The organism is Veillonella parvula, from assembly GCF_902810435.1.
Classification (GTDB): Bacteria; Bacillota; Negativicutes; order Veillonellales; family Veillonellaceae; genus Veillonella.
Genome location: NZ_LR778174.1, coordinates 2,007,597 through 2,019,877, shown reverse-complemented (window position 1 = coordinate 2,019,877; position 12,281 = coordinate 2,007,597). Strand labels below are relative to the sequence as shown.

Sequence of the window (12,281 nt, the reverse complement as noted above, 5' to 3'; positions counted from 1 at the left end):
GTAGGGGATAGTATGATTGGATAGAATTACTATGCTTAATATAGCTGATATGTTAAATATTTCTAATAATGCTGTGGGTAGCGGTTTTTATATTTTCTAGGCTTGTAGCTAAGTTCAGACGTACAAAGGTTGCGTAGCTTTCACCTCCGAACCATTCGCCAAAGCTAGGTGCGAGGCGGCATTTGTTTTCAAATAGGTCGTGCATATCTTCGGACTTTACATAGGCACCAAAATCAATCCACGCTAAATAGGTACCATCCATAGGGCTGATGCGGATTTTGGGTAATGCCGTATAAAGCTCTCGGTACAGATATTCATAGTTTTCACGAACGACGGCCAGTACATCTGTTAACCATGCTTCGGCCTCTGGGTGAGTGTAGGCTGCTGTGATGGCAGTTTCGGCAATAACGTCTGAGTCCGTATGGTATACATGAGCTTTATAGGTGTTGAATTGGCTTCGTAGCTTTTCATTAGGAATGATAACCTCTGCGTGGTGCAAGCTAGCCATATTGAACGACTTGGACAAGGAGGACATGGCAATCATGTTATCTACATAGGCTCCACTCTTTACGGTTAAGGATGATGTAAAGGCTGTTGGGCCTGTAATGAGGTCTTGATGGATTTCGTCGCTTATGATGAGCACATGGTGGCGCTTACAGATGCCAAATAATAGGCCCATCTCCTCTTCCGTCCACACATGGCCCACAGGGTTGTGTGGGTTGCAGTGAATGAATAGCTTCACATCATGTTCGGTGATAGCATTTTCAAATGCATCGTAATCTACGGTGTAGCGATTATCTTTATTACGCATCATAGGAACAGCGATGATTTGACGTTGTGCATCGCTAGCGCTCGTATCAAAGGCGCCGTATACAGGACTTAGAACGGCGATGGAATCGTTTGGTTTTGTGAAAGCCCCAATACACCACATAATACCGGTAATGACATTGGGGGCGCTAGTGAGCCAGTCCTGTTCAATGCCGCAGTTGTGACGCCGTTTGTACCAATTTATGACCGCCTTTATATAATTTGGATTTGTCATAGTATAACCTAGAGGATTGGCTTTCACATAGCTACAGATGGCATTTTGGATGCACTGAGGCGGCATAAAGTCCATATCTGCCACCCATAATGGTAATAGGTCGGTGCGACTGAATTTTAAGTGCTCACCGTCCCATTTGCGGGAATGAGAACCGTGGCGGTCTATATAGTATTTGCTAGTGAATTCTGCTGTGTTCATAAGAAACCTCATATAAGGATATACCTTGACTTTTATATCTTTAATTCTTATATGTATGTATATATTCAATTACAAAATAGATATTTCTATTCCGTAAGGTGTATCTCTAATTCTTATTACTGTATCTATTATCAGTATACATGCATCCTATTATAAGTAAATGGACTTGTATAAAATCTATGCAATCCTTGCATGAATAGGGGCTATATTCGTATACAAAAGGTGCTATATTTGCTTGACTGTTGGGACTTTCACAATTTAGAATATACTATAGAATAGTGTGAGTCTGACCAGTGACCACACGTCTATCAAATGGTTACAAAAGATAAATGTTAGCAGCATGTGGCGGCATCCCTATGTGAGAGGGCTCATCGGAATGCTTAGGTGCATGCAACGCTGTAAGTATAGTACTGGATCCTTGTTAGGAGGCATGTGCCATGAGTAACGAATTAAAACCACTACATTTTGATGCGGATTATACGATGGAGGAAGCGCTCGCAGAGTCGAAACGTTGTCTAAATTGTCCAAAGCCTTTGTGCCGTATGGGCTGTCCTATTGAAAACGAAATACCTCGTTTCATCCAAGCTATCGCACGTGGTAATTTTGGTGAAGCTAATGATATCTTGGCGGAACGAACAAATTTACCGTCTATCTGCGGTCGCGTATGCCCACGAGAAAATCAATGCGAAGGCAACTGTATCATGAATAAGGCGAAAAAACCGCCTATTAACATCGGTAAATTGGAACGCTTCGCGGCTGACTTTGAAAGCATCAATGAACTTCGCAAACCTAAGAAGATTAAACAAGATCTTGGTAAGGTAGCGGTAGTAGGGTCTGGTCCTGCAGGTTTGTCCGTAGCTGGTGATGTGGCTAAACTCGGTTATGAGGTAACTGTATTTGAAGGCCAATCTGAACCAGGTGGCGTACTCTTATTCGGTATTCCAGAATTCCGCTTGTCCAAAGCCGTTGTACGTCGTGAAATCGCTCGTCTTGAAGGTTTAGGTGTTAAATTCGTATGTAATACATTTATTGGTCAAGATAAAACTTTGGATGCTCTCTTTGCTGAAGGTTTTGACTCTATTTTTATCGGTACTGGTACGCATATTCCTCAAGACGTGCGCATGGAAAACGATGAAGTACCTGGTGTATTCCAAGCAATGTACTTGTTGACGAATGTACAATTGGTAGAAAATGGGGAACTTGATGAAAATCAAATTCCTGTTAAAAAAGGCGATCGTGTTATCATCATCGGTGGTGGCAACGTAGCGATGGATGCGGCTCGTACATGCGTCCGTTTAGGCTGCGAAGCGGTAACTGTAGCATATCGTCGTAGTCAAGAACAAATGCCAGCCTTGTTGTCTGAATACGAAGAAGCTCGTGCTGAAGGCGTTCAATTCCAATGGTTCGCTTCTCCAGTAGGCGTAGAAGGTACAGATAAGGTAGAAGGCTTCAAATACGAAGTGATGGCACTTAACGAAGATGGTGCAGGTATCCACGGCACTGGTAACTTCCAAGTAATGCCTGTTGATAAAATCATTATCGCCGCAGGTCATAAACCAAATGCTCGTCTTGTAGGTGAAGGTAATAACTTAAAAGTAGATGAAAAAGGTTATATTATTACATCTGAAGATCCTTATGGCATGACTAACCGTAAAGGCGTATTTGCAGGCGGTGACGTTGTACATAAACCAGCTACTGTAGTATTAGCGATGCGTGAAGCTAAAAAAGCTGTTGATGGTATGGTTAAATACATGGAAATCAAAAAAGCACAAGAAAGCATTACTCAATAATCTTATATAAATACATAGAAAGGACTATACAGTTGAACCGTATAGTCCTTTTGTATTGTTAATAGACTTATTATTTCTCAATGTATGTTAACAATATTGCGTATTTACTATACATCGTATAGTCTTCTTGTAGTATTAATAGAACTAGGTGATTTTATAAATCAAGTGTATGCATAATGTATGAATGCTGTATAGAAATGGTAATATATAGATAATACCTGTATTTTTTAATTTATTCACTGTATTTTTAATGATAATAATTTTTATATATACTAAAATTCCACGAAATGATGAAATCCTACGCAACGTAATCTACATAGTAAAAAGCCTTAACTAAACTGATTTAGACATTAGTTTTTGTTAAGGCTTTTGTGTTATTGCATTTCAACTACTACTAGGCACTGACTGAGCCTAGCCGTATAGTAAAGGCATAAGTATGTGTTGAGGGAGAAAGTAGATAGAGGTTGGCATGAATCCTATCGTATGTTGTCAAGACTTACAAGTTCGACAAGAAATTCATAAACTTGGCGTATTGATTTTACTTTGGCGCAGACAATTGGGAATGACCCAGTATCAATTAGCAGATAAATCTGGTCTAGCCCAATCTTATATTAGTGATCTTGAAAGTGGTTCTATCGATCCGAGGTGGTCTACAATTTATCGGGTTGTATACGGACTCGGAGAAATGAGTGTACAAGATTTTTTGAATGGACCTCAAGCTATTAGAAGCCTAAAGATTCATTAATGATGATGACTTCCATGGTTTGCATATTGCGCATCTTTTTATAGTAAATGGTTAATGCGTTACATATGCGGTCAGGAGAGCCACAGTCATAGCATTTTTCTTCTAATGTAGCACATGGATTGAGAGAGCTCTTTTTATTCTTTTTACTGTTGAGTGGAGCGGCTACATTGCGTGCGCGATAGATGGCGGAAGCTAAATCTGGCGTGATTTTGTTGATGCCTAGCACAAAGAATACCTCTTGAGAGCCGAATAAAGAGGCTGCAACACGATTACCCGTACCATCAATATTAACCATCTCTCCCGTTTGAGCAAGAGCGTTTACAGAGGTAAGGAATACATCACGCCCCATGGTACGCAATGCGGTGTCGCGGAAACTTTCACCAGGAAGGGGACGTTGAATATCTGTTATATCATCGTTGACCTGGGCTAAGACATCATGAACCTTGAGCTCCAATAAGGTGTGAGAATCACCGATGGCTACACGTTTATTTTGAATACGACCTTTTAAATAGGAAATAGCTTCAGTACCAGTTTCGAAATAATGGACTACAAAATTATTGCGTTCCAAGGCTTTAATTGTTTTCTCTATGTCTATAGGTGTGTCATTGTATTTTGGATGTATAACAGCGTTGATTGTTGTCTCTGTATTCGCCATAAGACCTCCTAAATGGGTGTATAAGGAATATAAATTGGCATTTGGCTATCCGTATTTTGTTTTTATTATTGTAGCGTATTATGTGTAAAGAGTTCAATTATTGGTATGTAGTTCATAGATAAACATTAATTGAAGTGCTGTATGTTTAAATTTAAAGTAAAACTTTAGGAATCTAATCCAATTTTATGCTTAAAATAATAAAAATTTGGAGTGAAATCCAACTTTATGATAAAATTAATATGAAGTTGGAATGGAATCCAAATTTATTAGGTAAGTGATATGATATCTGATATTACTAATACATGGGTTCCATCTATGAGAAGGTACATAGATGAGGAGGCCCTTATGAAGTTAATTCAGCGCCAAGGATATCTAGATTTTTTACGGCGTAATCGAGAGCGGCCTATTATTAAGGTCGTTTCAGGCATACGCCGTTGTGGTAAATCTACATTGTTTAGGCTGTTTAAAGATAAGTTATTGGCAGATAATGTGAAGCCTGAACAGATTATTTCCATTAATTTTGAAGAATTGGAATACGAGCATTTGCGAGATTACCATGCGTTGTATCAATATATTTTAGAACGTATGCAGCCTAATGAAACGAATTACATTTTTCTTGATGAAATTCAGCATGTAGATCAATTTCATCGTGTCGTAGATAGCTTGTTTGTAAAAGAGAACACAGATTTATATATTACGGGCTCCAATGCATACTTTATGTCTTCTGATATCGCCACATTATTGACTGGACGATATGTGGAAATTCAGATGTTGCCATTGTCCTTCAGTGAGTTTTACCATAGCAAGTATGAGGGTAATCAGTATTCTTTGATTCCTGCCTATGAGGCCTATCTTCGTGAAAGTTCCTTCCCTTATACTCAGCAATTAGGGGGCGAAGACTTTGATATTCAAGAATATTTACGTGGATTATATAATACTTTGTTATTGCATGATGTTGTGGCTCGATTGAAAATTAATGATGTCACAATTTTACAAGATATAGTGCGGTATATTATGGCGAATGTTGGTAGTTTACTTTCACCAAATAAAATAGCCAACTCTCTCGTTAGTGCAGGTCGAAAAATCGATAATAAAACTGTAGAACGGTATTTACAAGGATTACAGGATAGCTTGTTGTTATATAAGGTAAATCGCTATGACGTACGAGGTAAAGAATTACTACGTATCAATGCAAAGTATTATAGTGTTGATGTAACATTACGAAATTTGCTAGTGGGGAATGCGAGTCGTGATACAGGTCATATACTAGAAAATATCGTTTTTCTAGAGCTCATTAGACGAGGATACACCGTATATGTAGGGCAACTGGCTAAGGGTGAAATAGATTTTGTAGCACAAAAAGGGGGGATTACCGAATATTATCAAGTTAGTGAGACCGTACTTGACTCTAATACTTTGAGCCGAGAACTAGCACCGCTTGAGGCGGTACAAGACCAATACTCTAAGTTTTTGCTCACCTTAGATGAACTAAATAAAAATGCCAACTACGACGGAATTCAACAACGAAATGTTTTAGAATGGTTGTTAGAGAGTCGTTAACTTGCTATAATAATAGTATTGATATGGCGTAAAGCCAATGTTAAGGAGGCAAAAATCGTGGATTTAATTCAAAAATTAAAAGACCAAGTAAAACCATTAGGTAAAAAAATCGTGTTGCCAGAATACAAAGATGAACGCGTATTGAAAGCAACTGAAATTATTTTGAAAGAAGGTTTCGTAACACCTGTACTCGTTGGTAATCCTGCTGAAATCGCTGAGGCTGCTAAAGCTGTTGGTGTATCCATCGAAGGTGCTGAAATTATCGATCCAGCCAACTATGATCGTTACCAAGAAATGGTTGATACATTCGTAGAATTGCGCGCTAAAAAAGGTATGACTCCTGAAAAGGCTGATGCAACTATGAAAGGTGATTGCTTGTTCTTCGGCGCTATGCTTGTTCGCCTTGGCGCAGTAGATGGCATGGTTGCTGGTTCCGCTTGCCCAACAGCAAACGTATTGCGCGCTGCATTGCAAGTTGTAGGTACTAAACCAGGTCTTAAAACTGTATCTTCTTCCATGTTCATGTTCACAAGCAAAAAAGAATATGGCGACGACGGTATGCTAGTATTCTCTGACTGCGGCGTATTGCCTAATCCAACTAGCGAACAATTGGCTGATATTGCAGAATCCACTGTAGAAAAAGCTCGCAAAGTTGTTGGCATGGCTGACCCTCGCGTATCCATGTTGTCCTTCTCCACAAAAGGTTCCGCTTCCACTCCAGAAGTAGATAAAGTGGTTGAAGCTGTTAACATCTTGAAAGAACGCAACGTTGATTTCAAATTTGACGGCGAATTACAATTGGACGCTTCCATCGTTCCTTCCGTAGCAGAAAAGAAAGCTCCTGGCTCCAACGTAGCTGGTAAAGCTAACATCTTGATCTTCCCTGATCTTCAAGCTGCTAACATTGGTTACAAATTGGTACAACGCTTCTCCGGCGCTGATGCTCTTGGCCCATTGATTCAAGGCTTGGCTAAACCAGTTCATGACCTTTCTCGTGGCTGCTCTGCTCAAGACGTTGTAGACGTTGCTGCTATCGCTGCTGTTGAAAGTATCTAATAGCTGCCTACATAATTATATATACACATATGTCATGTATGTTTTGATATGCTGAAAGCTGGCTCTATAGGGCCAGCTTTTTGTATGTTCAACATATATCCATATATTTTATATTCATCACGCCATGTTATTTTCTACAGCGTTACCATTGTTGTCATGTTACTTTCAAATTCGTAGCCACTGCGACAGACAGAATCCATGGTTGGTCGTATAGTATAACTATAAGAAAATAGATCGGCGTAAACCATTGGAGGTGTATCTTATGAGTTTTGGGACTATTAATAAATCCATGACCGTAGCTGATGCGGTTAAAGTAAATCCAGAGTTAATGGATGTATTAGCAAAAGATGGAATTGATTTTTGCTGTGGTGGCGGACATCCTTTAGCGGAGGCTATTGCAGAAAAAGGTAAAGATGTGGATGCATACATTGCTATGCTAAATGATGTACAAGTTGCTCAGAAATCTTCTCGTGCAGAGGTGCTTAGCTATTCTAAAGACCAATTGATTGATTACATCGTTCATAATTACCATCGAGAACAATTAAATATGATTGATGAAATTGACCAAGGGTTGGCAAAACTGCTAAATGTACATTATGACCATCATGGTAAGGAATTGACAAAGATTTATCAAATCTTTTTGCAACTTAAATCCGCTCTTGTACCTCATTTCCGGCATGAAGAGCATGTAGACTTCCCTGAGTTTAAAGCGGGTAAACCCGTAGACTTTGAAGAACTTCGGGCTGAACATGAAGCTGCAGGTGTACTTTTGGAATCCTTAAGTGCATTGACCAACCAGTACACAGCACCAGCAGATGGCTGTGCTACTTATGTGTATGTATTTAAGACCATGAAAGCCTTAGAAGAAGGCCTGCATGAACATATTTTCTTAGAAAACTCTGTTTTGTTTGACATGAAATAGATTATAATATCATCTGTATAATGACAAGGAGCTATTGCAAAATGGCTCCTTGTATGTAGTAAAGACACCAATCGAATGGTTGGTGTCTTTTGTTATCTTAAAAATTATGAGTTTGTAACTATATATGGTGAAAATATCTCATTTGCGTAAATACATATAGAAGGTGTATGATTAAATTAACTATATTTGATTAATATATTTAATCAATATATTGAGTAAATGCACTTGATATATACAGGTGTAGGTATGTTTGAAGTCGTGAAAAGGAGAGGGCTATGATTTCTGTATTCGACACAAATCCTGTTGTTTTTGAAAGTACGGATCGTATATTGACGGTTAGTTACAATGGTGTACTCTGTAAAGATTCGAATGGACAAGTTATAACTGACATTGATTTTGATGATGTAAATGAGCTTCATCTTACAAGATATTTAAATTCAAATAGTAACTATTCGATTATATTTAGAGACCATAATTGGAAAAATATTGAAGGCCAAGATTTAGATACTGACCATAAGGAATCTAATGCTGGTCACAACATTCGTGAAACTAAAGCGATCATTGCTGCCTTTGCTCGCCATAAATTGACAGCGGACTTCCCCGCAAATTTAGACACTCTTCAATTGCCACTAGATTACTCCTACATGGGGAAACGAGAAATTACTATTAAAAACGGTGTTATCTCAAATGGCAAGATGGAGATTCCTATTAATGAGATTCGTCGCGTAGTGTGTGCATCTAATGGTACAATTAGTAAACTATTAGTATATAAAGAAGAAAAACCTAGTTCTTTCTTTAAAAAGATTTTCGACAAATGTGATATGAAAATTACGTTGAATGCTATTACGTTGCCTTTGTTGGAAGCTATCGTAACGCGTAATACAGGCCATGGTATCGATTTCTCCCGCGGTAATGGCTTTGATCAAAAGGATTCCAACTATATTATTATTCGCTATCTTGACTCTGGATTCTTCCTTGAAAAAGATGGTACAGCAACAACAGAATGGCAAAAAACTGCGGCGGAAACAACGGCAAAATTTAATTATGATGTGAAAACATTATTAGTGTAATAAAGATTTTTAATTTAAATTAGGAGATTCCATGTCTGTATATCAATTTTCCCTGCCTACTAAGTCTGGTGAATTACAATCCTTACAAACTTATGAAGGTAAGGTTCTTATCATTGTTAACACGGCGAGCAAATGTGGATTTACTCACCAATATGAGGGTCTAGAGGCTCTTTATAAGCAATATAAAGAGCAAGGATTAGAAATTATTGCTGTTCCTTCCAATCAATTTGGAGAGGAAGAACCTGGTTCTAATAACGAAATCCAATCTTTCTGCAAATTGAATTACGGTGTTACTTTTACCGTTATGGGGAAAGCAGATGTACGCGATGAAAGTGCATTAGACCTTTTCAAATACATGATACGGGAACAACCATTCCAAGGCTTCCCACCTAGTGATAAAACTGAAATGCTTACAGATTATCTCAATGGTATCGATCCTAATTATTTAAAGGACGATGAGGTAAAGTGGAACTTCACTAAGTTTGTTATAGATCGTAAAGGTAATGTGGTAGGGCGCTTCGAGCCTGTTGTAAAACCGATGGAAATGGAAACTTTCATTAAAAAAATTATTTAGTAGAGTCATTAGTATGGTAAAGAAAAGAACCGCTAGTTTTTGTAACTAGCGGTTCTTTTGTGTAAATAAATAAATACATATATATTTATTTATTTTTGTTTATACATAGTAATGTAAGGTTTTATGTGAATAGGAAATAAAATTTCCTAGGAGATTTTTGTATCTTTATGGGCTTAAAGTATGTTTTGAGGCTCATCTTCAAAGATAAATCCTGTCATCGATAGGGAGCCCGAATTATAGGTTTGATTAAATACAGTCGGTTTTGTCCCTTCGCTAGCGGCCATAATATAGATTAATGGTAGATAGTGATCTGGTGTAGGTGCTGCGTAGCTTGCATGAGGATGTGATGTGTAATTAACAACAGTATCTACATCATTTTCTAAGATTGCCTTAGAAATATATTGGTCAAACTCAATTGTGGCAGAGGTGCCGGATGGATTATCCCATTCTATGCGTCTTAGATTATGAACGATATTACCGCTGCCCATGATAAGATAGCCTTCATCGCGTAATGACTGAAGCTTTGTTCCTAGTTGATAGGCTTCTTTTGGGCTTAGGTATTTATTGATAGATAGTTGGACAACGGGAATCGATGCATCAGGGAACATGTGAACTAACACAGTCCACATGCCGTGATCGATACCCCAAGTGTCATTTATAGAAACGGAGTTACCCAGTAATTTTTGTACTTTTTTTGTTAAATTGCTGTCACCCTTTGCAGGATACACAACTTCGTAAAGTTCTTGAGGGAATCCATACATATCGTAAATTTGCTTTGGGTTCTCTGCGCTTTGAACATAGGTGTCATCTGCATACCAATGGGCAGAGATGGCAAGTATGGCTTTTGGTTTGCCATAGTTGTTAATTATATTTTGTCCTATACTTTTGAAAGTATTTGTTGTTTCTGTATGTTCTAAAGCCATCATAGGGCTGCCGTGACCGACGAATAGTGTAGGCATGCGTTTCATAATATCACCTAATCCTTCAATTGATAATGTGTAATCTGTTTAATGCTGTAAAATTGATACAATTGTTTAGCTATAAATGTTGATGACTAAATCTAATAGTTATTGATTCACCAACCGATAATTGTATTTAGTTAGTAAGTTTATTATATATTGGTGCAAATATTTTGAATAGTAGAATTATTTGAGATAGGTACTATCAAATATGATAGAATTGTGATATTTACTGATTAAAATATTTTCAAAAATTTTTGTACCCTAGAAAATGATACTATAAAATACTTGCAATTCTAAAAAATTGTGATATGATTTGAACTACATTAAGTGGAAATATTTCTAATACCGAAATAGAAATTGTAATGTAGCTATAAAGAGTAGCTTAGTTATAGATGTTAATTTTGTTATAACAAGCTACTTAAGCTAGATATATAAGGAGAATGACAATGGCAGAGCAACTCGTAAATGTTCATGATCTAGTTGGCAGATGTCCTTTTGCAACGAGTCAAAAGTTATTGGCTGGCAAATGGTCTTTGTTGATTATGCATGAATTATCTGAAGGTCCTGTGCGCTTCCGTGAATTAGAACGGAGATTACATCCAATCACACAAGCAACACTTACAAGAGCGTTGCGCCAAATGGAAGATGATGGCCTTGTACATCGTGAAGTATATGGAACCATTCCACCAAAGGTTGAATATAGCCTTACCGAAGTGGGAGCTGGTTTTAAAACTGTATTAGCTTCCCTTGAAAACTGGGGTAACCAATATATCGACTATATGAAAGCCGCTGGCCGCATCTAAGAAATGCCAGCGGCATTTCTGCCCTTATTATGATACATATGGGGCACTATATATTTGATAAGTCTTAAAAAAAGTCCTTTATATGTGTCATGAATAGCCATTTGTTTATGCCATGCATTTAGAAAAATATGGTATAATAAAAAATACGAATGATATAAATTCTCAATAAATCAGAGGTATTGATAATAATGTTACATGTTACTTTTTTAGCGCATAGCGGATTCCTTGTAGAGGATGGTAAGCGTTGCTATGTATTTGATTATTATAAGGATCCTAATAATATTGTTTGGCAGTTGGCTAAACGAGGTCGTGAACTTTGGTTCTTCGTAAGTCACACTCATGGAGATCACTTTAACCCATCCATTACGGAATTTGATGGTCCTCAAACGCGCTATATTTGCCATCAAGATGTGCCGTTAGAGGGCAAAGTAAAAAAATGTATTACCATGCGCCCTGGTCAAGATGCACTATTAGATGATGTAGGCATCCATATGTATGGCAGCACCGATGAAGGTGGTTCTTTTTACATAAAGACAAATACGGTGAATATCGACTCTGACTCTATTTTCCATGCAGGCGACCTTAATTGGTGGCATTGGCTTGGTGATACGCCAGAAAATAATGCGGATGCAAAGCGCATGGCTTGGCGTGAGTTCAAGGAATTAGATGGTTTGTCCGTAGATGTAGCGATGTTCCCTGTCGACAATCGTTTGGAAGACGCTATGGAGTGGGGTAGTATTGAATTTTTGCGCCGTGTACAGGTGAATAAAGCCTTTATTCCAATTCATTTGAATGGTCCATTATGGACACCGTCTGTGTACTTTAAAGCTCTCTTTGGGGAGGTGCCGATTTGGGAACCTCAAAAAGATGGCGATGAGGCTACATTTTAGATTGTAGATATAAG

Annotated in this window: 12 protein-coding genes; 9 read left to right on the top strand and 3 right to left on the bottom strand. The window is 38.0% G+C overall.

Going from position 1 to position 12,281, the window contains the following annotated elements; genetic code table 11:
- Positions 1-52 precede the first annotated feature (52 nt).
- The gene (locus FNLLGLLA_RS09195) at positions 53-1,240 is read right to left on the bottom strand and encodes a MalY/PatB family protein (protein ID WP_174892387.1); all 1,188 of its coding nucleotides are present in this window, start codon (positions 1,238-1,240) and stop codon (positions 53-55) included.
- 437 nt (positions 1,241-1,677) lie between these two features.
- Here FNLLGLLA_RS09195 and FNLLGLLA_RS09190 point away from each other — a divergent pair, with 437 nt between their 5' ends.
- Together FNLLGLLA_RS09190 and FNLLGLLA_RS09185 are read left to right on the top strand one after the other, a co-directional pair.
- Positions 1,678-3,030, top strand: coding sequence for an NAD(P)-dependent oxidoreductase (locus tag FNLLGLLA_RS09190; protein WP_174892386.1), 1,353 nt, complete (start codon positions 1,678-1,680; stop codon positions 3,028-3,030).
- A 469-nt stretch (positions 3,031-3,499) separates the two neighbouring features.
- Positions 3,500-3,775, top strand: a complete 276-nt coding sequence (locus FNLLGLLA_RS09185; RefSeq protein ID WP_004698196.1) for a helix-turn-helix domain-containing protein — start codon at positions 3,500-3,502, stop codon at positions 3,773-3,775.
- Here the strand turns inward: FNLLGLLA_RS09185 and FNLLGLLA_RS09180 are convergent.
- Complete coding sequence (locus FNLLGLLA_RS09180) at positions 3,753-4,430, bottom strand: lactate utilization protein (protein ID WP_174892385.1); 678 nt, start codon at positions 4,428-4,430, stop codon at positions 3,753-3,755. The two genes, FNLLGLLA_RS09185 and FNLLGLLA_RS09180, sit on opposite strands and share 23 nt — an antisense overlap.
- 345 nt (positions 4,431-4,775) lie before the next feature.
- Here FNLLGLLA_RS09180 and FNLLGLLA_RS09175 point away from each other — a divergent pair, with 345 nt between their 5' ends.
- The 5 genes from FNLLGLLA_RS09175 (at position 4,776) to FNLLGLLA_RS09155 (ending at position 9,612) form a co-directional block, all read left to right on the top strand.
- The gene (locus FNLLGLLA_RS09175; protein ID WP_101928562.1) at positions 4,776-5,990 is read left to right on the top strand and encodes an ATP-binding protein; all 1,215 of its coding nucleotides are present in this window, start codon (positions 4,776-4,778) and stop codon (positions 5,988-5,990) included.
- Between the two features lie 57 nt (positions 5,991-6,047).
- Positions 6,048-7,046 (top strand): phosphate acetyltransferase, encoded by a 999-nt coding sequence (gene pta / locus FNLLGLLA_RS09170; RefSeq protein ID WP_008602113.1) that lies wholly within the window; start codon positions 6,048-6,050, stop codon positions 7,044-7,046.
- A gap of 262 nt (positions 7,047-7,308) precedes the next feature.
- Complete coding sequence (locus tag FNLLGLLA_RS09165) at positions 7,309-7,968, top strand: DUF542 domain-containing protein (RefSeq protein ID WP_174892384.1); 660 nt, start codon at positions 7,309-7,311, stop codon at positions 7,966-7,968.
- A gap of 275 nt (positions 7,969-8,243) precedes the next feature.
- Complete coding sequence (locus FNLLGLLA_RS09160; protein ID WP_174892383.1) at positions 8,244-9,038, top strand: hypothetical protein; 795 nt, start codon at positions 8,244-8,246, stop codon at positions 9,036-9,038.
- Positions 9,039-9,069: 31 nt separating this feature from the next.
- Complete coding sequence (locus tag FNLLGLLA_RS09155; protein ID WP_174892382.1) at positions 9,070-9,612, top strand: glutathione peroxidase; 543 nt, start codon at positions 9,070-9,072, stop codon at positions 9,610-9,612.
- 173 nt (positions 9,613-9,785) lie between these two features.
- Here FNLLGLLA_RS09155 and ygiD read toward each other — a convergent pair whose 3' ends face one another.
- Positions 9,786-10,580 carry a 4,5-DOPA-extradiol-dioxygenase gene (gene ygiD, locus FNLLGLLA_RS09150; protein WP_101928558.1) on the bottom strand — a complete coding sequence of 265 codons (795 nt, stop codon included), beginning with the start codon at positions 10,578-10,580 and terminating at the stop codon, positions 9,786-9,788.
- Between the two features lie 440 nt (positions 10,581-11,020).
- Here ygiD and FNLLGLLA_RS09145 point away from each other — a divergent pair, with 440 nt between their 5' ends.
- A complete protein-coding gene (locus FNLLGLLA_RS09145; RefSeq protein WP_004694640.1) occupies positions 11,021-11,377 on the top strand; it encodes a winged helix-turn-helix transcriptional regulator in 357 nt (118 codons plus the stop codon).
- A gap of 188 nt (positions 11,378-11,565) precedes the next feature.
- Complete coding sequence (locus FNLLGLLA_RS09140) at positions 11,566-12,267, top strand: MBL fold metallo-hydrolase (RefSeq protein ID WP_174892381.1); 702 nt, start codon at positions 11,566-11,568, stop codon at positions 12,265-12,267.
- The last annotated feature ends 14 nt before the right edge of the window (positions 12,268-12,281 follow it).